The following is a 25,812-nucleotide window of genomic DNA, read 5'->3' on the forward strand; positions in this document are numbered from 1 at the left end:
ATAGAACCACTATTCACTAAAAATTTCCGACTTTTTATCCTCAATTTTCTGCCATCCTCGCTACGGGCGCTATTCTCGGACAGCCTCCTAGCGGGAGCGCTTTTTCGGATGAGGACTGAAACGTTTGGTACTGCCTTTGACTTTCCTGGCCTGCACTTCGTTCTTTTTCAGCCGATCCTGCGGCTTTTTATGGAAGGCGGGTGCGGGTGACAGGTCCACCAGTGCGGCAAGCGCGTCGATATCCTGTTTTTCCAACTCCTGGAACTGCCCCTGACGCAGGTGATCAGGAATGATCATGCTGCCAAAACGGACCCGCTTCAAACGGCTGACTTTCAGATCCTGGGATTCCCAGAGACGGCGGACTTCACGGTTACGCCCTTCAAGAATACAGACGTGAAACCAGTGGTTAATGCCAGTACCGCCGGAGTCCACAATATCGGTAAAACGAGCCATGCCGTCTTCCAGCTCGACACCTTCAAACAGGTTTTTCACTTTCTGCTGGGTAATATCACCCATGACCCGCACGGCGTACTCCCGCTCAATGGAATGAGAGGGGTGCATCAGGCGGCTGGCCAGTTCGCCATCGTTGGTAAACAGCAGCAGACCGGAGGTATTGAGGTCCAGACGGCCGATGGAGATCCAGCGCTCGCCCTTCAGTTTAGGGAGTTTATCAAAGACCGTTGGACGGCCTTCTTTGTCAGAACGGCTGCAGATTTCGCCTTCCGGTTTGTTATAAGCGATGACACGGCGAATACCAGAGGCGTAAGCGTCCAGCTTAATAACCCGGCCGTCCACGGCAATAACGTCGGCCAGGGCTGCACGGTCGCCAAGGCTGGCTTTGACACCGTTGACGCTGATGCGTCCTTCAGTGATCCAGCGCTCCATCTCACGGCGTGAGCCAAGGCCAGCGCCCGCCAGGATCTTTTGCAGTTTTTCGCCCTGCGGAGGGAGTGTAGTTTCTGTGGTCATGGGATATCGGCGGGGTCTCCGCCCGGAATTTAACAAGAGGGAACGCAGTATAACGGGAGGTTCGGGTACAAACAATCCGGTTGAGCCGCAGTGAAATAGAGTAAACAGGTGAAATAAAGAAGAGGAATGGAACCTGATAATCATTTTGTGGTCAAACGGCGGTGTTTATAGCCTCAGCTAGCAGGGTTTTATTCTGAAAACAATTTTACCAGCCTACTACCATGCACAGTCTGCTCTCTGGGTTGACCAGAGAGCCGGTTTCAGCGGGATGCCAGAACACCCCGGACATACATTTAACGGTAAAAGGGTCGCAAACTATCAGCCTTATAGAATGGCCGCTGCCCCCCCGGATTACGGCAAGTTTACTGAGGATGACTTCTGGGGGAGAAAAACATTATATGGACATCGAATCACCCCGGCCAGTGTGCTTGCAGCCTACGGAACTGATAGATCGTCTCTTAGAAGTGGCTTCTTCCTGCTCAAACTTTGCCTGCAGAACATTCTTTATGACAATAAAAGAGTGACTCCGGAACAGGTGATTCAGGAATTCAACCGGAAACCAGATCAAAACAATAAGTACCTATTAGCGATAGCGCGCTTTAAGTCGGAATGCTGCCTGAATGGCCTGGCGTTAAATGGCCAGCCGGTCACACCAGATGAGGTAGTTAAGGGTTATCAGGACCTTAAAGCAACACTGGAGCTGGCACGCTTTAAGTCGGAATGCTGCCTGAAGGGACTGCTGTTGGCTGGCCAGCCGGTCACAACGGCTGAGGTGGTTAACGATTTTCCGGATAGTCCGCAAGGCAAACTGGGGATAGCGCGCTTTAAGTCGGAATGCTGCCTGAAGGGCCTGATGTTAAATGGTCGCCCGGTCAGACCGGATGCGGTAGTGAAGGAGTTCCCGGATAGCCCGGAAGGCAAACTGGGTATAGCGCGCTTCAAAGAGGAGTGTTGCATGAGAGGGATGGCGTTGAATGGCGAGCCGGTCTCACCGGATGCGGTGGTGAAGGATTTCCCGGATAATCCGAAAGGTCGGCTGGGGATCGCGCGCTTCAAAGCGGAATGTTGCCTGAAACGCCTGCCATTGAATGGCCGACAGATCACATCGGAGGAAGTGGTTATGGGCTATCAGGCAGTCGGGGCAAGATTGGAACTGGCGCGCTTCAAAGCCGAATGTTGCCTCAGGGACCTGCTGTTGCATGGCCGACGGGTCACGCCGGAAGAGGTGGTGGAGGATTACCCGGGTAGTCCGGAAGGCAAACGGGGAGTGGCGCACTTCAAAGAGGAATGTTGCCTGAGAGGGCTGCCGTTGAATGGCCAGCAGGTTTCACCGGATACGGTGGTTAACGGTTACCGGGCCAATAAATCAGTACTGGGGCTGGCACACTTTATGGAAGAGTGTTGGCTGAAGGGGCTGGCGTTAAATGGCCAGCCGGTCAGACCGGATGCTGTGTTAAAGAGTTTCCCGGATAATGATACCGGTGGCAAGCTGGGAAGAGCGCGCTTTAAGGAACTGTGTTGCCTGAAGGGCACGGTGTTGAATGGCCGACAGGTGACCCCTGATGAGGTGATTGAGGGTTATCAGTCAGCCAATGCAATGCTTGAGCTGGCACGTTTCAAAGCGGAATGTTGCCTGAGGAACCTGATGGTTAAGGGCCAGCAGGTCACACCGGATACCGTGGTCAGGGATTATAAGGCAGCCAGGGCAACTCTGGAGCTAGGGCGCTTCAAAGCAGAATGTTGCCTGAGGGGGCTGCATTTGAATGGCCGACAGGTCACACCGGATGCCGTGGTTAAGGATTATGAACGGGGGGGGTGGTTGCTCGAAAGAGCGATTTTTTATTCCCGGTTGGCATTGAATGCCAGAGAATTGAATGGCAGCTATCTGGATAACCTGAAAGTACTGGAAGCGTATAATGAAGCCCCCGGAAATCATGCCGCAAGGCAGATTGAATACCTGATGCACAGGTTGCAACAACCTCAGCGATACGATGAAAGCAATGATGCTCAGGATGCCATCCAAAAGGCCTGGCAACTTCTGGACAGCATATTGATCAAAGATAAGCAACAACGATTGCGATGTAGATTGATCTTCATGGCTATGCAGAATGGATTGACCATTGATCACCAGAGATTGTCCGCAGAACAGGTATTGCATTCCATCCAGACACTGAGGCCCTCATTTCAGAATTCGCGCATCTATTTCTTTTTCCTGAAACACTGTTATATCACTGGACAGCCTGTTTATGGACGAAGAATCCAAAGGCATCAGGTGTTGGAATGCCTTAAGGGTTTTCCTGAAGGAAGTAAACTGCGCCATGCTTTAGGGCGCGACCTTGAACAGTGCCTCTACGAAACAGGCACAGGGGATAAGTTTCTGTTTAATCCGGAAAATGCTGTCGCCAGTGATAGTCGGTACAGATACGCAGCCTCTGCCAGTCAGCATGTCGCTGCTGTTGCCGTTCGTAGAGAGTGCCCGGTATCGTACAGACCTGAATCGTATAGACAGACCACAGATAACTTCCGGTCTGGCTTTGGTCATGAAAACAGATATTCCGCCAACGGTGTCAATAACGCCGGATATGGCTATAGAGGCCAACTGCCTGTCGCGATCCCGGTTTTAGAATACCCTGGTCGAAGAGAAAGAGCGGTTGAAGCATCCGTGGCCAATTTCGGCAGGGAACATCCATTCCCTTACCCGCCCCGTGAGTACTGGTGTGAAACAGAAGAAAATACGTTCACTACAGGCAGAGCGGTTTTTTTGGATCATCAGGTTCCGCAGTTAAATTCGCTAACGCTCAGAACACTGGAGATTATTCAGGTAATCAATGACGCTTATCCCTGTCCCCCCATCCTGATTACCGGTTCCTATGCCCGTTACTTACAAAACCGCTGCTCATCATACAACGACATAGACCTTATTTGCACGGCAGAAGAGCCTGCCAGAGTCCTGTTTGGAGAGCTGCGGACATTGAATGTCGACAGGGATTCAGAAATCCCCCAAAGTGTCATCATCGGGCCAGTCCCGGGATGTCCGGCGATTAAACTGCCAAAAGCTTTCAATATCAATCTGACAGACGGTGATCTGGGTGCCAGGGCAATGGGGCTGCAGGTCAGCGTGGACGACAGAGTAGGTCATCAAAACGCGGCACGACTGGCCGTTCAAGTTCCCGGCGTAGAGAAGTTGGTGTGGTGTTTGTCGTTTGCTGAAGAAACCAGGTTGTTGAACGATACGCTGAAATTTCTCACCGATAACCTCGATCCGCTCACTGAGCAGTTGCAAAAAGGAGCGGCATTTGCCTTGCCCCGAACCATTCTTTTTAACACCCCCCAAAACACCAGTGACCGTATTTATGGTTTGCTGATACGCTCTTTGCTTACCCTGAATAAAGCCCGGCAGTTTATTGCACTGCACGCTCAAGGAGACCCCGGAAACCCGGACGACCGGACAAACCAGGGGCAAGAGCGCCGACGCCTTTATGCATTGACTCAGAATCTTCACATGAAATTGCTCAGCCATCTGTGGCGTAAGGGTTTTGAGCACAGAGTGAATGGCTGGCTATCGGCCTTTCAGCCAGTTAATGATTACCAATGCAAGAAAAAGGAATTTGTCAAAACACTGCTTGCGCTGATGCACCCTGAATAAGGAAAACCCAACTCGATGAACTCTGGTTGCATCGGTGTATTGAGCGACAGCAACCTGTGACCCTAACGAACCTCATAGTTGAGCACGATTTCATAGCGGCGTTGGTCCCACCCGACATATTCAGGAGCCCGTGGAAAAGGACTGGCAGTTTTTATCAATTTTATAGCGGCGCGATCAAACTCTCTTATGCGCGAGGGCTTGTTGCAGTTAACAAAAACCTATCTATAGTTACTCTAACCTATTCAAAATGAGTAAGTTCTGTTGTGAATGATCGATAATCCATCTCCCGGGCCGCTGACCATTTAGGGGTATCCTCTTCTACTCTGCGTCGCTGGGAGGCTTGTGGAAAATTCGTGCCTGAGCGTACTGTCGGTGGTCAACGATGTTACAGCGCCAGTCAGTTAATGACGCAACAGACTCCACAGGTACAGCGCAAAACGGTAGCTTACAGCCGGGTTTCCAGTCATGACCAGAAAAAAGACCTGGCGAAGGATGTTCTGGAGATTATCTCTGTGTTTTCTGCCCACCTCTACGGCAGCCGCAGTCGCAAAAACCAGCAGCTGATGGAGAAATTGACCAAAGTTGTAGAGGATGCCGGGTAGCCATGAGCGAAAAAGACTCGTTTCTGACTGACACCCTGTCACTGACCTTCCAGACCCGCCTGAACGTCTCGGCTGCTCAGAATGGTGCCCTGTCCGCTATCGCCGGGCTGATGTCGTCCATCGAACGTGGGTTATATGTCCAATGGCGTAAGGGACAATCACTGGCTTGCCTGAAAAACAAGACCATTGCCCGCTACCAGATTCCTGCCCGGTACTTTAATGCAGAAAAAGCCAGCCTTGAGGGTAAGATTCGCTCAGTCATATCCAACCTGGCAAACACTGAAGACAGTTACCAGCGTCGCATCAAGTCAAAGCATCGCCACATAGATAAACAGACAAAGACACTGAACAAAGAAGAAAATCCTCAAAAACGCGCTCAACTGCGCTTTGGCCTGCACCAGTCTAAACGACGTCTGTCAACCTTAAAGGTTCGCCTGTTTCGTATACGGCAGAGGTTGAAAAGCAATGACCCAGCTATCTGCTTTGGCTCCAAAGTCCTGTTTAAAAAACAGTTCCACCTGGAGAAAAACGGCTATTGTGACCATAGCGAGTGGCAACAGGTCTGGCAGGATGCCCGGCAATCACAGTTTTTTATCATTTAAACACTATGGTCAGGCACTGTCCTTTCGGTTTGCCCGCGATAAGAAGGGGTGGAGGTTGCTGGTGACAACGGCAGCGATACGGGGTCGCCCGTGTACCTGCCCGGAAGCCGGTGCCATGGGGCTGGATATCAACGCCGACCACCTGGCCCTGGCGTTGATTGACCGCCATGGTAACCCGCTGAGCAAATGGACCATTCCCTGTCACACCTTTGGCAAAACCTCAGAGCAACGTCAGGCAGTGATTGGTGATGCCTGCAAACAAGTGATTGAACTGGCAAAAAAGGCCGGAGTACCACTGGTGATGGAACACCTGTCGTTCCGGAAAAAGAAAGACGAGCTGGAAAAGAGTCACTCAGCCCGTTATGCCCGGATGCTGTCCGGACTGGCATACGACCAGATTCATAAGACACTGGTCAGTCGTGCGTACCGTGAAGGCGTGGAATTGGCCAGGGTCAACCCGGCTTACACGTCGGTAATAGGTCGAACAAAATTCAGTGGCCAGTATGGCCTGTCGGTGCACCATGGCGCAGCCGTGGCGATAGCCCGACGTTATTTCCAGTTTTCTGAGCGATTGCCCCGTGGTGCCACAGCGTGGCTGTGGGATGACAGGGCGGGCCATGTCGCCTTGCAGTTACCAGAGGATAACGGCAAGCACGTATGGACCCGTTGGGCGATTCTGCGCGGGAAACTGGCAACGGCTCTTGCAGAGCGACCAAAGCGATTGAAGCATCCACCGGCCTTGTCGGCGACGACAGGGCTGCGTGAGGGAGAGAGCGGTGTTGTTTTCGACACGGCGCTCCCGTTTTAACTTTGGTCTGTCGGTGAGATTCCGACACGTGAATCGTCAGTAGTACTGCTCGGCTGGCGTTTTGCGAAAAATACTCAGGTTTAGATAACTTTGAGTAGGTTTGTGTAAGTTTTTAGGAGCGGTAAAAATTGAACGCAGCAGAGAAACACCAAGCCCTTCAACAATTTTAAACATAGTCCATCTACTTCTGTGAAATATTTATAACAACTGCTGATAAACCGGCGGCATTGTTGAATCAGGATTGCCTGGGTAAATCCACTGTCACGATCTGGTTGCTTTGTGGAAAAATCTGTTTTGTCAGAGACTTCATGGTCGTAAGGTTCACCTGCTGTTGCAGCTCAGACATGCTTTCGAGATACTCTGGTGAATCGTACCGGGCAAAACTGAGTGCCAGCCTCCTTAGCCAGGTGTTGTCGTCTTTGAGTCGAAGACTTTCGGCAAAGGTGATGTCCTCACGAATTCGGGCAAAGTTCTCGTTGTCTAATGGCCGTTGTTATTTTGTCTTCCCATTGCTGAAAGTTGCGCAGGGAAGCAGCCTCAACATTGTTTGCAATCGTCTTTTTCGCTTTCTCTTTCAGTTTCTCCAGTTCAGTCCGGCGTAGTCCGTTCTGCTTCAGTCGTTCAATTTCAGTCAGCACCGCAACCATCCCTTGATCGTGGTTAGCGGTACGAGCTGCCAGGGCAACTACCAGCCGTTCATTGGTCGACTCTTTGAACGTCATTGAAAGCGACTCGATACCCTGATCAGCGTGGGCATCCAATTGCGAACGCACCTGACTGACCGCCAGCTTTCTGAGAAAGTAATTTTGTAAGCGCTGGTATAGCCCGGCCATTCTGTCATAGGGTTGCAGCGGGCTACGAAAACCCATGGACACCATTGAGGTCACACCCTGAGGATCCTGAACTTTGCCGATAAAGCGCTGCTTTTGCAGGGGCAGTTCCAGATAATCCCTCTCAGGCTTGGCTTTGAACGGTTGTTTCCCAAAGGTATCGGCTATGGCTTTTTGGAGTGTTTTTTCATCAATATTGCCAGAGACGACCAGGGTCATGTTGGCAGGAACGTAAAACCTGGTGTAAAAATCTTTGATATCCTGCACCGCTACTTTTTGCACATCTTCTGCCAAACCAATGGTGGGTCGTTGTACGTATCGGGAGTTATTGCGAACGATGGCTTTTTTTTCGTTATTAATGCGCTCAGCCACACCGGTACCCAGCCTCATCTCCTCGATAATGACTTTTTTTTCAACAGCCCAATCCTGTTCCTGCATGGCGGCATTAAAGGCAATATGATGAAGGAGCGCTACAGACTCAGTCAGGTTAAGCGCGTCATTCGGGCGCGTACGCAACATATACTGCGTTTCAGTTTGACGGGTTACGGCATTAATCTGGCGGCCGGTAAACCAGCCTGTTTTATCAAGGTATTGATGAACGGAACTCCCAAGGCCGGAATTTGTGCGAAAAACCATATGCTCAATAATGTGGGCCATACCTTTTAGTTCATCGTCAACCGAGCCCACATTGACAATCAGGCGGAGGTTGAAGGGGGCGCTTTCCTGATTACTGTCGTGCACAACATATCGAAAGCCGTTGTTCAGCGTTTGTACGATTAGCTGGTCATCCCACTTTGGTGTTTCAGTCGCCTGGGCGAATGAAGTTATGAAGGCTGAAGCAACACAAACAATTATTGTTGTATGTATTTTTCTTCGAATAAAACACCAAAAATTCCGCATGTTAGCAACTGCACCAGTGTTAGAAGGATTATGGTTCCGGGTTAGTTGCAAATGATAATGATTCTTCCGGCTTGCAGAGTTACCTGTCCGTAAACGGGTTCAGTGGTGAAACCCGTTGGGAGTCAAAGATTTCGGTGCAGCATAGTGATGCCAGCAGAAACTCGCCCAATTATCAGTATCGCTGGTCCGGTTCTACGGTTGACTGGTGTGATGCAACGAACTGTTATGAAGGCGGCGTTGGTGACCTTGAACAGACACAAACGGATTACACCTGGAATTTTAAGGCAAGCTCTCCGTTATTTTCTGGCGATGTTAATTATGGAGCTGAATTAAAAACAATCGAGGCTCAAAAAAACCGCTCTGCCGATTACAACTCCTTCGGTTTGCAAAAAAGTCCTGTCAATGACGGTGAAACTGACTACATTGGCTATGCTGTAGAGTGGTCCGGTAGTTACGAAAACCATCGATTCAACGCCAATATCACCTGGTCTGAAACCAAAAGTAATGGTCAGGAAGACTACTTCGATTATGTTGATCCTGAGGATGAAAACGACTATCTGTACTACAGCGGTAGTCTGATTACCATGTCAGAGTTGTATGATATTCAGGGGCGTCAGAACTTTGCATCTCCCTGGCGAGCGGCGGTCTCCTGGAGTGCCAACTGGTTTAATGAACGGTTGTTGACCCATGCGGCCCTGCATTATCGCGGTGCTTATGAATACCTGGGAAGAACCGGTGAAGAAATCAAGGTTGATGGAACGGATTATGATGTCTACGAAAAACTGGAACGAAAAGCCTTTACCACGGTTGACCTGAATACCAAATATTTGTTCTGGGACGCGCCTGATTCCAAGGCGACGCTGGATCTGCGTGTTACTAACCTGTTTAATAAACTGCCGCACACGGACACCACAGCAGGCAAGCGTTATCAGATGGGACGCGCTTATTGGGTTGGGCTGAGTTACACACTGTAATGGTCACAGGTCCTGATTTGACTCATCAAAATATTATTCCAATGACTGAACCTATTGAGAACGCAAGTTGTCTATGGGGAATAAATATCTATCGTTAGAAGGTTTAATGATGATTCCGCCAAGTCTAAATGCCGGATTGGCAAACTTTGTAAACGGATCACAAAGCAACAGCTATGACCAGAATGATTCTGCCTTGCCAGCGAATGCTCAACATGCGGGCGGTATTTTTCGGAGTCGTGCCACTGAAGATCTTCAGCACAGTACGGCCGTTGGTGCTCGGGCTGCAAGTGCTGTTTTGCCTGCCCATAATTATATGAATCCAGCATTGGGTGGAACTGATAATCCATCGGTTGTGAAATTTACGGTTGGCTCAGATGATGAGAGTTCTGATGATGATGCTTCACCCTTATCCTCCCTCAGTTCAGGTCCTGGTTCAGAACCCGATTGCTTCATGGAGTTGGAGCAAATGTTAAAGAGCCTTCTTCTGGTAAAGGACGCGGATTCCACTGAAGGTGCTGCAGGGGGCTGCGCTTATCGTGGCGGTGAGCTGATTCTGGAGGAGTCTCTGACATCCAGCTTGAATGAACTGGCGTCAATATCTTCTGCGGGGAAGGGCGCTAGCGATAAGGCCGTTGAAAGTGTCAGGAAAGAACTTGGTGAAACGATCGCTGACTATTTCACAACAGCCAGACTGGAAGAATTGCATACCATTGCCTGTAGACTCGAGTCGTGGCAGAAAACGAATTGCAGATTACTTGAAAAATGTAAAGTTAACTCCTTCGACACTTACATACCCGATCTCACTACCCGGGGAATGGTTCCAATAAAGTTCGATGATCTAATCAACGGTATTATTAATACAGGTGTTATGTCTGATCTTGGCAAAGGGCTTGATAAAATTGACAGTTATCTGAGAGGGTGTGATGTAACGATGCTACGCCACAGTCATCGTCTTTGCACAGATATGAGCAAAGACGTCCATCAGCCAATACTTTCCTTCTCATTTTACCAGGAAAATATATTAGACTCACAATTTCCAGATGAGTTTTTTGATGGCGAAGAATTACCAGATTTCACTTACCTTCTTGATGGCGATAAAAATAAAGACTGGAACCACCTTGCCCATGAGTTGGATGCTTATTTTCAACCGGTATTTCAGGAGCTGGGTGAGGTTGGGGGGGGGGGGCCAGCAGGCACTCTGGAAGAATACTTCCAGAGTGTCGTTGATTAATGGAAGGTTTTATCGGGCTCTTCAGACTGGGAAGAAAGTACTTCTTCAGAGGATTGCTCATCAGTAGTCTGGCTTGCTGAAGGTTCAGTACCCGGTTCTTCCTCTTCTTCCAGGTCCCGGATTTCCGACAGCGGCGGCAGTTCATTCAGGTTCTTTTCTACAGTTTATCTTCGAGTAGCTGCTCCTCATCGCTGTGTTCTCCTGTCTGGCAGGCAGGCAACAACCGTTCGAAATCGTTCTCGTAATTGAGCTGAGGAGGAGCAGCCAACGGTCTACCAGTCCGTGGCTGGCTGTTGGAGAGCATTGGCATGGGTTCGTTACGGCCAATATCAGCTGATGATGATCTTTGGCGGTAACGGTAGGCGCAGAAACCAACAGCACCGGCCGCCACAAAAAACACCGCGGCACCCAGGGCGATACCGGTGATAGCGCCTGTACCCAGTGATGCCACTGTCGGAGTTAAAGTGGTAAGTGTGGCAGAAGCCGGGCCGGGAAGGGAAATGTTGGCACTTGGTACCGTTACCGGCGTCTCTGTGATCAAGGGCGTAAGTGTGGCAGAAGCCGGGCCGGGAAGGGAAATGTTGGTACTCGGTACCGTTACCGGCGTCTCTGTGATTAGGGGCGTCAGTGTGGCATTAGCACAGTATGATGTATCAATAACATACTTAACGGGCTGGCAATCCGGTGTTACCAGGCTGGGGTCTGTATTTGCACAGAAATCATTATCCAAACCATAACGACAGTCTCGGGAACTGTCTGTTTGTTTATTACCATTAATTCTGACATTACAAATAACCGGGTTATCCCCTCCCGTGATATTTGCTTTACCATCACTATTAATGATGCTGTCAAACGCCTTGGTGTCGGTAACAGTTCCTTTGTTAATAATTCCCGCCCCAATACCGGCATCTGCCTGTGCGCCAGAGGTTGTCACATTGCAGTTTACTGCAGCCGTGTCGGTAACAGCTCCATAACTAATTCCCGCCCCAATACCGGCATCTGCCTGTCCGCCCGAGGTTGTCACTTTGCAGTTCAGCGCTGTCGTGCCGGTAACAGCTCCTACATTATTTCCCGCCCCAATACCGGCATCTGCCTGTCCGCCCGAGGTTGTCACCGTGCAGTTTACTGCAGTCGTGTCGGTAACAGATCCATAACTAAGTCCCGCCCCGATTCCGGCATATGCAAAACGATTCTTTGTTTCAATATGACAGTTCACCGCTTTCGTGTTGGTAACACTTCCTTTATTCTCTCCCGCCCCAATACCGGAGTTAGCTTCACTACCAGAGGTTGCCAAATTGCAGTTCACCGCTGTCGTGTTGGTAACAGCGCCTTGTTCCAGATATCCCGCACCGATACCGGCGAATGAATAATCGGAAGTTTTCACTGTGCAGTTCATCACATTTGTGTTGGTAACAATTCCCGAGTCTAACCAGCCCACGGCAATACCGGCAAATGCTGCTGATATATCATCACCAATGGAGGCTTCCACCGTGCAGTTTATTGCTGTTGTGTTGATAACATTGCCTCCATTAACCTTACCCACGCCAATAGCTGCGCCTACAACTTCATTGGTAGCAAGGGTAGCAAGGTAAGCATGCTCAGCCCGGATATTACTGATTGTGGCACCGCCTGACATTTTACAAGCCGCAACCCCGGCCGTAGTTGTTGATGTAATATTGGCATTACGAAAGCGCAGGTCATCAATAAGGCCGTCACCGGACAAGTGTCCTATCAGGCAGTGCGGAAGTTTGAAGATGGTACGACAGTCACCGACCACCTTGCCAGTAAATGGAAGGGTTTCATTGCCAATGGGCCTAGGCAATTGGCTACCGTCGATATCCTTTGTCAGCCGATATTTATTGCTGCATGATTCTGCATCCTGGCAAATCTTGCCCAGTGTCTCGGCGTCCGCCACTTCAACCCAGGGGGTATTGTCAGGGGTGGATGCTGATGACGCGCCGACAGCGGAAAGGCCGACCAGAGCTCCCAGTGCCACGGAGGTGTTTGGCAACTGGCTGGCACGCAGCGTTGAGGTGGCGGAGTTATCAGGCTGTTGTTGTGGGTTCAGTGAAGTTTTTCCGGTTTTATTTTTAGCATTTGCCGGAGTCTCGTCCGGTGTTTCCCTGTGTGTGCCAGGCTCGGGTACCAAATCGGCGTGGGCAGTGAACGCGTTAAGCTGATCATTGGCAAGCCGTCCTGCAACCGCGAGGGTGGCAAGATAGCTCAGCGCATTATTGATTTCCGGGGGCATGTTGGCATAGGCCGCTATCGCCCGTCCTGCCAGTGCGGTGAACTGCAGGCAGTGACTGGTCTTGCCATCACGGCCCTGAAAGTCAATAGCAGCAGCAGAGTCTGCAACATCCGGTGGCGGTTGGGAATTGGGTGGATCATAGAAGGGATTAAATGACCGAATTAACTCACGGGCTTGCAATCGAATTACCTCCAACCCTCTCCATTGCCCCTGCGGTTCTGTAGGCTGGGTTGTTACAGGTTGTGGGTCGATGAAAATGCCTGCCGGGTTTGAGTCTGGTTGCCGTATCAAAATCAATACCTCATAACAAAGTTGATTATGTTGATATCAATCCATTGTCTTATATGGCCAATATTAAAAGGGAAAATGGTTATGTGGTATTTAACTATTCTGAAACGCAATTTCTATTTTTTCCTATATTTGTAAACGCGTTAATGGTGAGGGCTAATGGTAGCCAGTTGTATGGCATTAGTAAGAATAGTTTGAATCACATACGCTTTTTTTTATGCTTGGATGCTTATTTTTACTGGTATTTGGGGCTGGGCAGGGGGCTCTGTTCCAGAAGACACCCTGTAAGAATACTTTCAGAGTGCCTTTGATTAATATTTGATTAATAAAAGGTTTCATCTGGCTCTTCAGACTGGGAAGAAAGTGATTCTTCAGATGACTGCTCATTAGCAGTCTGGCTTTCTGAAGAGGTGGCTAATTCATCTTCAGTTGGTTCAGCACTGTGTTGCTCTTTTTCCTCTTCCAGTTGCAGGGCCGGTATTTTCTGCTTTTTGATCAAGTCATTAAAGCCAGTGGGTAATTCGGCTTCCATGGCGTCCAGTTCATCGAACAGCTCCTGGGCCGAACGCTCTTTGATGACTTCCTGGTCTGCCAGCTCCGGCTGTTCTAACGTACCGCCTGCAGCCGCCAGTGCCTCGGCAATCTCTTCCGGGATTTCCAGAGCCTTGGCGATTTCTTCCAGGTCCCGGATTTCCGACAGCGGCGGCAGTTCATTCAGGTTCTGCAGGTTGAAGTAATCCAGGAATTGCCGGGTGGTGGCAAACATGGCGGGTCTGCCGGGCACATCCCGGTGGCCGACAACGCGAACCCACTCCCGCTCCTGCAGGGTGCGTATGATATTACTGCTGACACTGACGCCACGAATATCTTCAATTTCTCCCCGGGTAATGGGCTGGCGATAGGCGATCAGGGCCAGGGTTTCCAGAAGGGCACGGGTATAGCGCTGAGGTTTTTCGTCCCACAGGCCGCCAATCCAGGGAGCCATGCCCTGACGAACCTGGAAGCGGAAGCCGGACGCTACTTGCTTCAGTTCAAAGGCCCGGCCCTCGCAGGCGTCAGATACTTTGACCAGGGCTTCACGGATTTCATTGCCATCAGGGCGATTGTCTTCCGGAAAGAGGGCCGCCAGTTGTTCAATCGTCAGTGGACGACTGCTGGCCATGATCGCTGCTTCCAGAATCAGTGAGAGATCAGGCTTTTCGCTCATTGATATTTTCCATGTTACGGGCCTTCACATGAATTGGTCCAAAGGGTTCGCTTTGTACCAGCTCGATCAGGGATTCCTTGATCAGTTCCATAATGGCCATAAAGGTGACCACCACGCCCAGTCGGCCTTCGCTGACCCGATAGAGTGCCACAAAGGGGGTGAAGCGTTCAGGGGAGAGCATGGCAAGCACCTCGCTCATCCGCTCTCGAACGGACAGTGCTTCTTCCGCTACATGGTGGTGCTCAAACATATCAGCCCGACGCATGACTTCGCTCAGGGCGACCAGAATATCCTGAAGATCAACATCCGGATGTATCTGAACCCGCTCAAACTCAGGAGGCTGAACTTTGGCTGGCCAGTTATTCCGGCCCATTCTGGGCAGGTCATCCAGGTCTTCGGCCGCTTTCTTAAAGCGCTCATACTCCTGCAGTCGCCTGACCAGCTCAGCACGGGGGTCGTCTTCTTCCTCTTCAGCCTCTGCGGTTCGTGGCAACAGCATTCGGGATTTGATTTCCGCCAGTGTTGCGGCCATCACCAGATATTCTGCCGCCAGCTCAAACTGGGAACTTTCCATCAGCTTGACGTATTCCATGTACTGATGGGTGATCTGGGCCACCTGGATATCGAGGATATCCATGTTGTTCCGTTTGATCAGGTAGAGCAGAAGATCCAGCGGGCCTTCAAAGGCTTCCAGAAAGACTTCCAGGGCATCCGGTGGAATGTAGAGATCGTCAGGCAGCTTGGTGAATGGTTGACCCTTAACCAGTGCCAGCGATTTTTCCGCTCTTATATGAGGCGCTTCAGGTGCAACGGATTCTGCTTCCGATGGGGCTGACGTCTGTGCTGGTTGTTCGGCCACGGCTTCCGTCGTGGTCATGGGCAGTTCACCTCTTGCTGGGCCGGGGGAGCCTGTCGGACTTAAGACTGTCCTACTGCGGTTGCGATAAATTGGTCTAAAAATTCCTGCTTCTTCGTCAAATAGCCCCGCTATTCTCCTCAGAAGCAGAAATTTTTATCCTCAATTTCTCGCAATCCTCGCTACGGACGCTTAAGTCCGACAGGCTCCTGGGAGGTTAGATGGCTTATTTGCTGATCAGTTCCATCATGCCTGCCAGAGGTGGTGTCTGTCCAGAGAGGAACTATACCAATTCTCGGTCAGGCTCTTAGCGATAGTGCAGTCCCATGGCATCCCGGACTTCCTTCAGGGTGTCCTGGGCTTCATCGCGGGCTTTCTCGCACCCTTCGGTAATAATGCTCTTGACCACATCCTGGTTATTTTCCAGTTCCAGGGCTTCAATCCGTATCGGTTCCAGCTCGGCCTGGATCGCTTCTATGACCGGCTTTTTGCAGTCGAGGCAACCGATGCTGGCACTGGTACAGCCACTGTGTACCCAGTCCTGACGTTGCTGGTCAGAATAGAGCCGGTGAAATTGCCATACCGGGCATTTTATGGGATCACCCGGATCATTCCGGCGAATACGAGCCGGGTCCGTGGGCATTTTCCGGATCTTGGTGTCCACCTCGTCCGCACTCTCTCTGAGACTGATGGTGTTGTTGTAGGACTTGGACATTTTCTGTCCATCCAGCCCCGGCGTTCTGGCTTGCGGTGTCAGCAATGCCTGTGGCTCTGGCAGAATAACCTTGCCGGTGCCTTCCAGATAACCGAAGAGGCGTTCCTGGTCACCCAGGGTAATATTGTTCTGTTCTTTCAGCAGGGCCCTGGCTGTTTCCAGGGCTTGTTCATCGCCTTTTTCCAGATAGGTTTTGCGAAGCTTCCGGTATATTTCACCCTGCTTTCTGCCCATTTTCCGGATGGCCATTTCGGCATTTTGTTCAAAACCGGGTTCACGGCCATAGAGATGGTTAAAACGGCGGGCAATTTCCCGGGTAATCTCCACATGGGCTTCCTGATCCGCGCCCACAGGCACACTGCCTGCCCGATAGGCCAGAATGTCAGCACTTTGCAGGAGGGGATATCCCAGAAAGCCATAGGTAGAAAGGTCTTTCTCTCTGAGTTTTTCCTGCTGGTCTTTGTACGTTGGAACCCGTTCCAGCCATGACAGCGGTGTCATCATGGAAAGCAGCAGGTGAAGTTCGGCATGCTCCGGTACCCGGGACTGAATAAAAATGGTGGAAGAGCCAGGGTTCACACCAACGGCGAGCCAGTCAGTGACCATATCCAGCATGTGTTGCTGAAGGTGCTGGGTATCTTCATAGTGAGTGGTCAATGCATGCCAGTCTGCCACAAAGAAAAAACAGTCGTATTCGTGTTGCAGTGCCAGCCAGTTTTTTAAAACACCGTGATAATGGCCAAGATGCAATCGGCCAGTGGGTCGCATGCCAGATAAAACACGCGACTGAGGGTCTACAGCGCTCAAAGGGCTCTCCCAAATTAGTCCTGAGAGGACAGGGTACGACAGTTTTAATCCAGGGGAAAGAGGGGCGAGACAGTATTCCCTGCCGCGCATTACCGGCTTTAGTGGCCGATAATAGGATGGGTCTTGTGGTCAGTATCAAAAGACTGGATGTTCCCCCGAACAAGGCATTGATAAAGCGTTTTTCCCGGTCTCATAGTACATGGTTTCAGTGAGTTTGACGGGTTGTTGAGCCTCCGCACTCCGTTCGTCCTGAGCCTGTCGAAGGTCGGAAACTCCGGACTCTGATAGATCGTGCCAAGCACCCTTCGACTCCGCTCAGGGTGAACGGAGATTGTACACGTCAAACTCTTTGAAACCAGGCTCCTAGTGTCTGCGGTTTTGAAGAGGGTATCGTTCCGGATATTTGATGATGTCCGTGGCGATATCAAGAAATTCTGATTGAATGCCCTCATCTTCAAGAATCTTGATGGCAATATGCTGTTCAGAAAAACCGGATTTTAAAAGGTAGTCATAGACCAGTCTGCCGTCACTGGTGATGTCGGCGTGAACATGCATGTTCTGGAATATTCCGGGGTATTCATCAGCCAGCAGTGTGGGTCTGGGGTAGTGGGTTGTGCAGATATTAATGCAGTTCCGGTTGTTGGAAATGATTTTCAGGTAGCCATAAGTGCCAGCCTCACCTTCTATCGGATTGGTGCTGTTGAAAATCTCATCCATCAGTGTCAGGCTGAACTGGTACTCTACCATGTTTTCAATATGGTCCATCAGTTCAATAGCTCTTACCGATTCTGCCTTGAAGGTTGACAGCCCTGCTGCCACCTCTGAGCTGATATCCATGTGAGTATGGATCAGGGAAAACGGGGTTATTTCAATATCGTGCGCTGGTGCAATTCCAAAGGTCTGTGCCAGCAGGACGGCAATGGCAATGCCTTCCATATTGGTCGATTTTCCGGCGGCATTAGGGCCTGTAATGATGGTGTTCAACGGTAATTGCGCGCCTATTTCAATACTGTTTGGCACGGCGACTGCTGGTGATAAATGTGGATTCCAGAATCGGTCAAGTCTCAGGTAGGGTGAAGCGTGTTCCGGAATGTATTTTGCAAAGGCAATTGGGTTGCTTTCTCTTTGCTGACCCTGGCTTACCAGTCTGGCAATGGTCAGCCAGGCATCCACTTCACCCACGGCCTTGAGGATGTATAACAGAGAACTTTTGTGCTTCTGCATCAGTTCTAATGCCATGTGGTAGCACCCCATGTGAGAGGTGTAGTAGTGCCAGTTAGAACGGACAGGGCTTTCAGGGGGCTCTTTCAATAGCGCGAGCATTTCCCGGAACTCTTTCGAGTAATCCAGCCTTGCAAGCTCCGGGTAGGATAACAGCACTTCATGAAACGGTGGATGGTTCTCAAGGGTCATCCAGAGTTTTCTGGCTTCAAATAAGGCAAGGCCCGGGCGTCTGCTGCGTTCCATTACGTAGGTGTAATATTTCCTCTCTCTTTTGGCACTTCGTTGTGTCAGATAAAGTGTCAGGCCATAAAGTGTCAAGCCGCTGACCAGATGCAATGGATGTGAAGCATTGTAATAAAGGTAGGTTGGCATAAACCCGAGGCTCAGCAAATTCAGGCTTTCAATAAAACGACGGGAGGCTTCTTTTTCATTGCTGGTTTTCGGGTTCATACCAAACTGAGTGGTAGCATCCAGGCTCTGGAAAAGTCCTTTATAGACAGTATCGGAGGGGTCAAGCAGAGATATGATGCCATCCTCATTGGCGGAGAACCGTTGTAAATGATTCTCCAGCCTGGCCATGATTATTGGATTATCGATCAGGTATTGAATGGTGGATTGTCTTTTTTTCAGTACGTTGATATCGGTTGTCGGAGTAATCAGCATATTGGCTAACATGATTTCTCCGGATATGGTAATCGGGGTTCCAAGGCTTTTCAGAATGCTGTGGTCGGGTGACTGCGTTGGTCCATTTAATAAATCCAGGTCTTTAACGGCGTAATGTGTCAGAATTTTGTTTGTGGAACTGGCCTGGTCGATGGTTTGTTGGGTGAGTGATTTTAATACGATTTTTCTTTTTTCTCCGGGTGTAAGAATAATATCAGGAAGTTCACCTTTAACTTCTTTTGATTCAATTTTTTCATTAGTGTCCGGGTAGGCTTGAGAAAAGTGTTGTTGTGATGTTTGATAGGTGTTTTTTATACCAAGTTCAGCCTGAATATCTAAAGGGTGTATAAGAAATCCAAAGATTATTATGAATAATTTATTTTGGTATCTTTTGGTTTCCGGTTTTTTGATTGCTGATATTGGCATGGTTTGATAAATGCTTTGTTGATTGATTTCGACTATTCACATATTCACTAATTGATTCTTGATTGTTGGATGCAGTATGGGATTCAGGCTTTTGAATTAGACTATTTATCCTAGACGACTTTTCTGAATAGTAGAAAAATAGATTTGCTGTTAATTCCACATCATGGCATGTCATGGATAGTTGTGTGAACTAACAGCTGATACTTGCTTTACCGCAAGAAAAACTAATCAATCATAAAAGGCTCAGGATTACCTTTGCCAACCCTGAGAAGTTCCGGGACATCTTCCATCAGGCTGACCACTGTCGTCGGCTCCATGCCACAGAACCCGCCATCAATAATCAGGTCCAGCTGGGGTTCCAGCGTCATGCGGATATCGTAAGGATCCATCATGGGGAACTCGTCACCAGGCAAGTGGAGCGTTGAACTCATAATGGGGCAGCCCAGCTCGCTGAGCAATGACTGCACAATGGCACCTTCAGGCACACGTATGCCGATGGTCTTCCTCTTCGGGTGCATCAACCGTCGAGGCACTTCCCTGGACCCTTTCAGAATAAAGGTATAGGGGCCCGGTGTGTGATTTTTCAACATTCGATATTGCGTATTATTCACCTGGGCATAGGTCGCAAGTTCGGAGAGGTCTCTGCAGACCAGGGTAAAATTATGCTTTTCATCCAGCCTGCGAATTTTCCGGATGCGCTCAACCGCCTTTTTATCGCCAATGTGACAACCCAGGGCATAGGCTGAGTCGGTAGGGTAGGCGATCACACCACCATCGCGAATAATATCGACAGCCTGACGGATCAGGCGCAGTTGCGGGTTGTCGGGGTGAATCTGAAAGAACTGGCTCATGGTAATCGTCAGCATCAGGGTTATTCACTCTACCTATGGCCCGGGGTGTGGGTGGTGACAAGCAAACAAGTTTGTCGGCCATAACTCAGAGTGATGAAGGGGTAGTACATGGTTTCAATGAGTTTGACGTGTACGATCTCCGTTCACCCTGAGCGCCCTTCGACCCCGCTCAGGATGCACGGACGAAGGGTGCTTGGCACGATCTATCAGAGTCCGGAGTTTCCGCCTTTAGGCCCTATGGGTCCTTCGACAGGCTCAGGACGAACGGAGTGCGGAGGCACGACAACCCGTCAAACTCATTGAAACCATGTAGTAGAGCCTTCAGCAAGAAAAGGGTCTTTAGCTAAAAAAATAGCCTTCAGCCGAAAGAGTGATGCTTCAGCGAAAGAGCACGGTGGTGATTGCGCAAAAGCGGTGGCGCATCATAACACTGAGGTCAGCAGGAAAGAAGAGCTGGCCAGTGGGGCTCACATTTCTGTTTGTGATTACTCACGGGTGTTACCCAGACAACACGGTAATGATTTCACCTTCTTCCCCGGCCACAGCAGGTGCTATGTCCAGATATCCCAAACCGGTTTCAGGTTGGCAGGGAGAGAGGGAGGCAGTCGACCAATATCAACCCACGGGTAGTCCGGGTTATGAAAATCGCTGCCCTGTGATGCCATCAGGTTAAACTCCCGGCAATAGCGTGCCATTTGCTCTACCTGACTGTGTGGGTGGTTAGAGCCTTGAACCTCCATGGCGTGCCCGCCTGCCAGGGTAAAGTCTTTGATCAGAGCCCGGAGTCTGGTGGCGGTCATCCGGTATTTTCCGGGGTGGGCAAGAACGGCCGTTCCTCCCAGTGCCCGGATCCAGGCAACGCCCTGACTCATCTTTGGCCAGAAGGCTTTAAGGTTGCCAATTTTGCTGTTATCGAGGTACTTGCGAAACGCAGCATCCATATCATGGCATCGTGCTTCACTGATCAGCCAGCGGGCAAAGTGTGGCCGCCCAATCTGCACGTCGTCCGGTTTCAGCATAAAGCCATGATGGCTGTTTTGCTGTTGTTCAACCGCAACCTCAAGGACTTTGCGGAAAATCTGATCGGCATTCCATTCTGGCAAACGGCGGGCCAGCCGTTCGGCAATATGATGTGAGCGTTTTCTGCGGGACTCGCCCTGGGCTTTTATGACCAGCTCCAGGTCCTGGTGATCAAGGGAGAAATTCAAACCGACAATATGAATTTCAGCACCCGACCAGGTAGTGGAGAGCTCAATGCCGGTGATTAATCGAATATCCCCCTCAGGCTGGTGGTCTCTGAGGAAGTAATGGGCAGCAACGGTGTCATGATCGGTAATGGCCAGGGTATGGACCTGTCGTTCCTGAGCCCGGAGGTAGAGTTCAACTGGGTCAAGAGTTCCATCAGAAGCGGTGGTGTGGCTGTGTAAATCAATGGAAATCAAAATTGCCTCTTACCCTGAAATTCAATTAGTTTATTATGTAGTTTGACTGTTATTGCCAGCAGGCTCAAACTCCCTGACCGTTATTTACTAACGGGGTGACTAGGAGGCTGTCCGAGAATAGACTGCCCTACTGTGGCGGCAGCAAATTGGTCTAAAAATCCGCTTTTGTTCGGCAAATAGCCCCGCTATTCACCTCACAAAACCGAATTTTTATCCTCAATTTTCTGCCGTCCTCGCTACGGGCGCTATTCTCGGACAGCCTCCTGATTGGTGCCTCCTATTCTACTCTGATTGGCCAAATATGAAGCAAATAATTGACTTTATTCCTCTGATTCTTTTCTTTGTCGTCTATAAAATGGACCCGAGAACGGTCAGTCTGGGGGCAAATGACTTTGAACTGGGTGGACCGTTCAGCGCAACTCTGGTGCTGATGGTTGCTTCCGTTCTGGTGTACGGCAGCCTGTATCTGAAAAACCGTGCGCTGGAAAAAAGCCATGTGGTTACGCTCGCGGCGGTTATGCTGTTTGGGGGCATGACACTGACGTTTCACGATGAAGCTTTTTTGAAGTGGAAAACCCCAATCGTCAACTGGATCTTTGCGGTTGCTTTTCTGGGCAGTCAGTTTATTGGTGAAAAGACCCTGCTGGAGCGGATGATGGGACACGCCCTGACACTGCCGGACAATATCTGGCTCAAGATGAACATCAGCTGGGTGGTATTTTTTATTCTTCTGGGGGCGGCCAACCTTTTTGTGGCGTTTACCTTCCACGATATCTGGGTGGACTTCAAAGTGTTTGGCAGCCTTATTTTGACATTCCTGTTTGTGATTGGTCAGTTTCTGGTGATTTCAAAACATATTCAGACTGAGGAGAAATAAATGCTCTACGCTATTTTCAGTGAAGATGTCGATAATAGCCTGCCCTTGCGAATGAAGGCGCGCCCCGCACACCTTGAGCGGCTTCAGCAATTAAAGGATAAAGGGCAGCTGGTGCTGGCCGGTCCCTGTCCTGCCATAGACAGCAATGATCCGGGAGAGGCTGGTTTTACCGGGAGTCTGGTGGTTGCCGAATTTGCCAGCTTAACCGAAGCCCAGGCCTGGGCAGATGCAGATCCCTATATTGAGGCTGGCGTTTATCGACAGGTTATCGTTAAGCCATTTAAAAAAGTTCTGCCGTGATTTGAGATGCTGATACCTGTGAAAATGCAAAAACATTGGCTGGCTGTTCTGTTCGGGTTGTTATGGATCGGGCAGGTCTGTGCAGAGACACGATATATCACTGATATTACCTATGTGCCCATGCGCAGCGGACCCGGTAATGAATACCGGATTCTGCACCGTGGACTGAAGACCGGCACTTCGCTGGTACTGCTGGAAGAAAATTCCGGCAAGGGCTTCAGTAAAGTGAAATACGGTGATCAGGAAGGTTATGTACCGACACAATACCTGATGACCAACCCACCGGCTTTTCGCCAGTTACCCGCGGCCCTGGATCGGGCCAGAAAAATGGCGGCGGACAATAAAGCGCTGGAAAAACGCCTGATTGAACGGGATGGTCAGCTGCAAGAGGTAACCTCCGAACTCAACAAGGCGGATAATAAACTGGATCGCCAGCAGGTGGAGCTGAAACGACTTCAGGATATTTCTGCTGAGCCCCTGGCGATAGATCGTCGTAACCAGCAGCTGGTTGAGGAAAACGAACGGCTGAAGAACCAGTTGCAGGTGCTGCAGGCGGAAAACCGTCAGCTGCTCAGAGACACCAGCCTGCGCTGGTATCTCTTTGGTGGTGGTACAATACTGCTGGGTATTCTGCTTGGTTTGTTCCTGCCGATGTTGAAAATCCGCAAGAAAGAGAGCGCCTGGGTTTAGGGTTTATCTTAGAGTTTCCAGAGGTGAGGTTAGATGAATCTGACCTCCCTCAACGGTCGTTGTGGCCAAGATCTCTTTCAGGGGCAATCACGTCCCTGACTTTCTGTTTGATTTCCTTGGGTTGAGGAAATCCACCGTTCTTTTTCCGTTCCCAGATCTCTTCGCCATTGAGCCTGATGATGAAGATGCCCCCTGTTCCCGGCTTTAGCCGAACTTCCCCTATATCAGTACTAAAGGTACTTAGCAGCTCCTGTGCCAGCCAGGCAGAACGCAACAGCCATTGGCATTGACTGCAGTACTCTATCTCAATAACGGGCTTTTCTGTCATGGCTCCCTCGCTTAAAATTCGCCGCTGTTTTTTTCAACGCTTGATAAATTGTGGCCTCATCTTCATGGAGAGTGCCCTTTTTATCAAGGTTCTTTTATTAAGGTTCTTTTATCAAGAAAGGTACAGTGCATGGATTGGATGGTTGATCCAGCAATAGAAAACTATTGCCAGACGATGACGTCCGGTGAGTCTCCGCTTCTGGCCGAGCTGGCTCAGGCCACGGTGGACAGAACCCGTTACCCCGTTAACCTCTCCGGTCGGCTGGTAGGGCAGACCCTGAAAATGCTGGTTAAGATCAGCCGCAGTAAAACCGTGCTGGAAATTGGTATGTTTACCGGCTACGCAGCGCTATCCATGGCAGAAGGTTTGCCCGATGATGGCGTGGTGTATGCCTGTGAAACCAACCCACGGTCCATTGCCATTGGTCAGGAGTTTTTTGACCGGTCTCCCCATGGTCATAAAGTCAAAGTGCTCTTTGGCAGGGCGCTGGATACGATCCCGGAATTAACAGCGGAAAAACTGGACCTGGTGTTTCTTGATGCAGACAAGAAGAAGTACCGCGATTATCTGGAGCTGGTACTGCCCATGCTGAACCCTCACGGGCTTGTGGTGATTGATGATGCCCTCTGGAAAGGGAAGGTGCTTGACCCTCAGGAGGAGCGTGATCAGGTGATTGCCGATCTGAATCGTTACATTTATCAGCACCCAAACCTTGAGAGTGTGCTGCTGCCCATCCGGCATGGTTTAAATATTGTGCGAAAAGTCTGACCTTCTGCCTTTCTGCCATTTATCCACTATTATCCATTACTCGCAAATGAGTATTTAAGAAGGGGGCGTTCATGATTATCTATGAAGTCAATTGTCTGGTGGATAATGAAATTGTGGATGAGTTCAGGGCCTGGCTAAAGCCACATGTTGATGCTGTGCTGAAGGCCGAAGGGTTTCACAGTGCGGAGATACTGAAGCTGACGGTAGATGATCAGCTGACAGCACGACCTTATTCAACCGGTTTTTCCATTCGCTATCGAGTGTCCGGGCAGGATGCGCTGGATCACTACCTGGCAAACCTTGCTCCTGCATTTCGCCAGGAGGGCATTGACACGTTTGGTCATCAGTTCACAGCATATCGTCGTGTATTAAAGGAAGACGACTGATCGTCAAACCCGGGGCCGGGCAGAGAAAATCAGGTTAGTTATTTCTGGACCGTTTTTTGGATTAGTGGCTCATAGGCTGCTCAGAAATCAGAGCAGATGTCCCGGGGGTTGACCAGCTGGAATTCCAGGAGGATTGAGCCTGCAACTGTTCAGCCTCGAGAATATTCTCCATATAAAACTTTTGCCATGGACCATCAGGATAGCCGCAATCCTTAAAGTATTTCCGCGTCAGGCTATCATTGCTATCCAATTGCTTCTTATAGTCTGACAATGCCAGGAGCGAATCAATTTTTCGCCGCTTTGCGTAAACTGCCATCATGGAATTGTCAGCTTCATTCAAGGCAATTCTGCGCCTTTCAAGCAATAAATCCTTAATCAGGTCAACCGGAGTCTTCCCGCTCTCATCCGGCTGATGCAGTGTTGATCGTCCAGTACCCGCAAGCTGCTCTTTCAGCAGAAACTCAAAGACCTCCGGATCTGGCTGCTGTGCAGCGTGATGCAGCAGATTGCTTTGATTGTTTGTGCGGTGCATCAGAAAGCGTTGGGAGTAAAGTTGGCGAAATTCATGACAGAGATAATCACAAAGCTCGGATACTACATTAAGGTTGCTCCTGGCCGCAGCCAGGCTTAATGTACTAATGCCGGTGTTATTCACCGTATCGGCAATTTTTCCGGCGCTGAGAAGTGCGTTAATGAGTCTTATAGCCCCGGCATTCCAGCCATTAGACAGGGCAAAATGCAATGGAGGGTCACCGTTCATGACTGGCATTTTCTTATCACCCGCAGTAACGGCCAGTTCATTCACATCAATGACAGCGGTGCATTGATCAATCATGTTCCACCATTGAGGGGCTTCAAGCGCGGCTTCCAACAGCTCGTTATTCTTCGCCAGGCAGGCAATATGAAACGGGTTAAGCTGATGGGGCAGGTTCCAGCTATCCACCAGGGAACCATCGGGAGCAAGCAACTCGGCCGCAACGGACCTGGCGTTGCCAACGAACTCGTCTATCTCTGCCGAATTCAGAAACCTGCTCGCCGCCTCAGTGAATTCAGGTACCGCCGGGACCTTATCATGAGGTTCATGAACGGGATCCGGGTTGACAGTCTCACGGGGCAGATGAAAGACACCTCTAACACGATTCATATCAGGCTCCAGGGTTAAATTCTTCTG

At 50.1% G+C, this 25,812-nt stretch carries 23 protein-coding genes; 11 read left to right on the forward strand and 12 right to left on the reverse strand.

Annotated features, from left to right (window positions below; genetic code table 11):
- Window positions 1–87 precede the first annotated feature (87 nt).
- The gene (rluB, locus tag ACO6UY_RS18885; protein ID WP_422448617.1) at window positions 88–969 is read right to left on the reverse strand and encodes a 23S rRNA pseudouridine(2605) synthase RluB; all 882 of its coding nucleotides are present in this window, start codon (window positions 967–969) and stop codon (window positions 88–90) included.
- 331 nt (window positions 970–1,300) lie between these two features.
- Between rluB and ACO6UY_RS18890 the strand changes: the two genes are divergently transcribed.
- From ACO6UY_RS18890 to ACO6UY_RS18905, 4 genes are all read left to right on the forward strand, one after another.
- On the forward strand, window positions 1,301–4,615 hold the full coding sequence (locus tag ACO6UY_RS18890) for a hypothetical protein (protein WP_422448615.1): 3,315 nt from the start codon (window positions 1,301–1,303) through the stop codon (window positions 4,613–4,615).
- A gap of 281 nt (window positions 4,616–4,896) precedes the next feature.
- The gene (locus tag ACO6UY_RS18895) at window positions 4,897–5,217 is read left to right on the forward strand and encodes a MerR family DNA-binding transcriptional regulator (protein ID WP_422490896.1); all 321 of its coding nucleotides are present in this window, start codon (window positions 4,897–4,899) and stop codon (window positions 5,215–5,217) included.
- Between the two features lie 2 nt (window positions 5,218–5,219).
- Window positions 5,220–5,819: a hypothetical protein gene (locus ACO6UY_RS18900; protein WP_422490875.1), complete on the forward strand. Its 600-nt coding sequence runs from the start codon at window positions 5,220–5,222 to the stop codon at window positions 5,817–5,819.
- Window positions 5,788–6,627 (forward strand): IS200/IS605 family accessory protein TnpB-related protein, encoded by an 840-nt coding sequence (locus ACO6UY_RS18905; protein ID WP_422490877.1) that lies wholly within the window; start codon window positions 5,788–5,790, stop codon window positions 6,625–6,627. Before ACO6UY_RS18900 ends, ACO6UY_RS18905 begins: the two co-directional genes overlap by 32 nt.
- A gap of 36 nt (window positions 6,628–6,663) precedes the next feature.
- Here the strand turns inward: ACO6UY_RS18905 and ACO6UY_RS18910 are convergent, their stop codons facing one another.
- A complete protein-coding gene (locus ACO6UY_RS18910) occupies window positions 6,664–6,801 on the reverse strand; it encodes a hypothetical protein (RefSeq protein ID WP_422490879.1) in 138 nt (45 codons plus the stop codon).
- Between the two features lie 278 nt (window positions 6,802–7,079).
- Window positions 7,080–8,198 (reverse strand): M16 family metallopeptidase, encoded by a 1,119-nt coding sequence (locus ACO6UY_RS18915; RefSeq protein WP_422490880.1) that lies wholly within the window; start codon window positions 8,196–8,198, stop codon window positions 7,080–7,082.
- Window positions 8,199–8,428: 230 nt separating this feature from the next.
- On the opposite strand from ACO6UY_RS18915, the gene ACO6UY_RS18920 reads away from it, so the two are divergent.
- Window positions 8,429–9,331 carry a hypothetical protein gene (locus tag ACO6UY_RS18920; RefSeq protein WP_422490881.1) on the forward strand — a complete coding sequence of 301 codons (903 nt, stop codon included), beginning with the start codon at window positions 8,429–8,431 and terminating at the stop codon, window positions 9,329–9,331.
- 313 nt (window positions 9,332–9,644) lie between these two features.
- Complete coding sequence (locus ACO6UY_RS18925; RefSeq protein WP_422490883.1) at window positions 9,645–10,562, forward strand: hypothetical protein; 918 nt, start codon at window positions 9,645–9,647, stop codon at window positions 10,560–10,562.
- 157 nt (window positions 10,563–10,719) lie between these two features.
- Here the strand turns inward: ACO6UY_RS18925 and ACO6UY_RS18930 are convergent, their stop codons facing one another.
- The 7 genes from ACO6UY_RS18930 to ACO6UY_RS18960 form a co-directional block, all read right to left on the reverse strand.
- Window positions 10,720–13,104: a hypothetical protein gene (locus tag ACO6UY_RS18930; protein WP_422490885.1), complete on the reverse strand. Its 2,385-nt coding sequence runs from the start codon at window positions 13,102–13,104 to the stop codon at window positions 10,720–10,722.
- 319 nt (window positions 13,105–13,423) lie between these two features.
- Window positions 13,424–14,308, reverse strand: a complete 885-nt coding sequence (scpB, locus tag ACO6UY_RS18935) for an SMC-Scp complex subunit ScpB (protein WP_422448600.1) — start codon at window positions 14,306–14,308, stop codon at window positions 13,424–13,426.
- The gene (locus tag ACO6UY_RS18940) at window positions 14,292–15,185 is read right to left on the reverse strand and encodes a segregation and condensation protein A (RefSeq protein WP_422448598.1); all 894 of its coding nucleotides are present in this window, start codon (window positions 15,183–15,185) and stop codon (window positions 14,292–14,294) included. The genes scpB and ACO6UY_RS18940 overlap by 17 nt, the downstream gene beginning before the upstream one ends.
- A gap of 286 nt (window positions 15,186–15,471) precedes the next feature.
- Window positions 15,472–16,686: a tryptophan--tRNA ligase gene (locus ACO6UY_RS18945; RefSeq protein WP_422448596.1), complete on the reverse strand. Its 1,215-nt coding sequence runs from the start codon at window positions 16,684–16,686 to the stop codon at window positions 15,472–15,474.
- Window positions 16,687–17,049: 363 nt separating this feature from the next.
- Window positions 17,050–18,999: a MutS-related protein gene (locus ACO6UY_RS18950; RefSeq protein WP_422490887.1), complete on the reverse strand. Its 1,950-nt coding sequence runs from the start codon at window positions 18,997–18,999 to the stop codon at window positions 17,050–17,052.
- Window positions 19,000–19,223: 224 nt separating this feature from the next.
- Complete coding sequence (locus ACO6UY_RS18955; RefSeq protein ID WP_269676060.1) at window positions 19,224–19,850, reverse strand: L-threonylcarbamoyladenylate synthase; 627 nt, start codon at window positions 19,848–19,850, stop codon at window positions 19,224–19,226.
- Window positions 19,851–20,401: 551 nt separating this feature from the next.
- Window positions 20,402–21,292 carry a PHP domain-containing protein gene (locus ACO6UY_RS18960; protein WP_422448592.1) on the reverse strand — a complete coding sequence of 297 codons (891 nt, stop codon included), beginning with the start codon at window positions 21,290–21,292 and terminating at the stop codon, window positions 20,402–20,404.
- A gap of 301 nt (window positions 21,293–21,593) precedes the next feature.
- On the opposite strand from ACO6UY_RS18960, the gene ACO6UY_RS18965 reads away from it, so the two are divergent.
- From ACO6UY_RS18965 to ACO6UY_RS18975, 3 genes are read left to right on the forward strand one after another with little or no spacing between them, the layout of a single operon-like run.
- The gene (locus ACO6UY_RS18965; RefSeq protein WP_422448590.1) at window positions 21,594–22,169 is read left to right on the forward strand and encodes a septation protein A; all 576 of its coding nucleotides are present in this window, start codon (window positions 21,594–21,596) and stop codon (window positions 22,167–22,169) included.
- Entirely contained in the window at window positions 22,170–22,469 is a 300-nt protein-coding gene (locus ACO6UY_RS18970) for a YciI family protein (protein ID WP_209203405.1), read from the forward strand. It begins immediately after the preceding gene.
- A 24-nt stretch (window positions 22,470–22,493) separates the two neighbouring features.
- On the forward strand, window positions 22,494–23,159 hold the full coding sequence (locus tag ACO6UY_RS18975; protein WP_422467928.1) for a TIGR04211 family SH3 domain-containing protein: 666 nt from the start codon (window positions 22,494–22,496) through the stop codon (window positions 23,157–23,159).
- A 49-nt stretch (window positions 23,160–23,208) separates the two neighbouring features.
- On the opposite strand, the gene ACO6UY_RS18980 is transcribed toward ACO6UY_RS18975, so the two are convergent.
- The gene (locus tag ACO6UY_RS18980) at window positions 23,209–23,487 is read right to left on the reverse strand and encodes a SelT/SelW/SelH family protein (RefSeq protein ID WP_163373176.1); all 279 of its coding nucleotides are present in this window, start codon (window positions 23,485–23,487) and stop codon (window positions 23,209–23,211) included.
- Window positions 23,488–23,616: 129 nt separating this feature from the next.
- On the opposite strand from ACO6UY_RS18980, the gene ACO6UY_RS18985 reads away from it, so the two are divergent.
- Window positions 23,617–24,255, forward strand: a complete 639-nt coding sequence (locus ACO6UY_RS18985; RefSeq protein ID WP_209203402.1) for an O-methyltransferase — start codon at window positions 23,617–23,619, stop codon at window positions 24,253–24,255.
- A 71-nt stretch (window positions 24,256–24,326) separates the two neighbouring features.
- Window positions 24,327–24,641: a DUF4286 family protein gene (locus tag ACO6UY_RS18990; RefSeq protein WP_422462750.1), complete on the forward strand. Its 315-nt coding sequence runs from the start codon at window positions 24,327–24,329 to the stop codon at window positions 24,639–24,641.
- A gap of 61 nt (window positions 24,642–24,702) precedes the next feature.
- On the opposite strand, the gene ACO6UY_RS18995 is transcribed toward ACO6UY_RS18990, so the two are convergent.
- Complete coding sequence (locus ACO6UY_RS18995) at window positions 24,703–25,785, reverse strand: ankyrin repeat domain-containing protein (RefSeq protein ID WP_422448583.1); 1,083 nt, start codon at window positions 25,783–25,785, stop codon at window positions 24,703–24,705.
- Window positions 25,786–25,812 lie beyond the last annotated feature (27 nt).

It is taken from the genome of Endozoicomonas sp. ALE010 (assembly GCF_049310165.1).
Lineage (GTDB): Bacteria > Pseudomonadota > Gammaproteobacteria > Pseudomonadales > Endozoicomonadaceae > Endozoicomonas.

Bases quoted from the DNA above. Each gene is read 5' to 3' on its own strand.
- ACO6UY_RS18925 (WP_422490883.1), top strand. From the start codon at position 9,645: ATGAATCCAGCATTGGGTGGAACTGATAATCCATCGGTTGTGAAATTT.
- ACO6UY_RS18965 (WP_422448590.1), top strand. From the start codon at position 21,594: ATGAAGCAAATAATTGACTTTATTCCTCTGATTCTTTTCTTTGTCGTC.
- ACO6UY_RS18995 (WP_422448583.1), bottom strand. From the start codon at position 25,785: ATGAATCGTGTTAGAGGTGTCTTTCATCTGCCCCGTGAGACTGTCAAC.
- ACO6UY_RS18975 (WP_422467928.1), top strand. From the start codon at position 22,494: ATGCAAAAACATTGGCTGGCTGTTCTGTTCGGGTTGTTATGGATCGGG.
- ACO6UY_RS18980 (WP_163373176.1), bottom strand. From the start codon at position 23,487: ATGACAGAAAAGCCCGTTATTGAGATAGAGTACTGCAGTCAATGCCAA.
- ACO6UY_RS18910 (WP_422490879.1), bottom strand. From the start codon at position 6,801: ATGTTTAAAATTGTTGAAGGGCTTGGTGTTTCTCTGCTGCGTTCAATT.
- ACO6UY_RS18940 (WP_422448598.1), bottom strand. From the start codon at position 15,185: ATGACCACGACGGAAGCCGTGGCCGAACAACCAGCACAGACGTCAGCC.
- ACO6UY_RS18990 (WP_422462750.1), top strand. From the start codon at position 24,327: ATGATTATCTATGAAGTCAATTGTCTGGTGGATAATGAAATTGTGGAT.
- ACO6UY_RS18905 (WP_422490877.1), top strand. From the start codon at position 5,788: ATGCCCGGCAATCACAGTTTTTTATCATTTAAACACTATGGTCAGGCA.
- ACO6UY_RS18900 (WP_422490875.1), top strand. From the start codon at position 5,220: ATGAGCGAAAAAGACTCGTTTCTGACTGACACCCTGTCACTGACCTTC.
- ACO6UY_RS18955 (WP_269676060.1), bottom strand. From the start codon at position 19,850: ATGAGCCAGTTCTTTCAGATTCACCCCGACAACCCGCAACTGCGCCTG.
- ACO6UY_RS18890 (WP_422448615.1), top strand. From the start codon at position 1,301: ATGGCCGCTGCCCCCCCGGATTACGGCAAGTTTACTGAGGATGACTTC.
- ACO6UY_RS18985 (WP_209203402.1), top strand. From the start codon at position 23,617: ATGGATTGGATGGTTGATCCAGCAATAGAAAACTATTGCCAGACGATG.
- ACO6UY_RS18950 (WP_422490887.1), bottom strand. From the start codon at position 18,999: ATGCCAATATCAGCAATCAAAAAACCGGAAACCAAAAGATACCAAAAT.
- scpB (WP_422448600.1), bottom strand. From the start codon at position 14,308: ATGAGCGAAAAGCCTGATCTCTCACTGATTCTGGAAGCAGCGATCATG.
- rluB (WP_422448617.1), bottom strand. From the start codon at position 969: ATGACCACAGAAACTACACTCCCTCCGCAGGGCGAAAAACTGCAAAAG.
- ACO6UY_RS18970 (WP_209203405.1), top strand. From the start codon at position 22,170: ATGCTCTACGCTATTTTCAGTGAAGATGTCGATAATAGCCTGCCCTTG.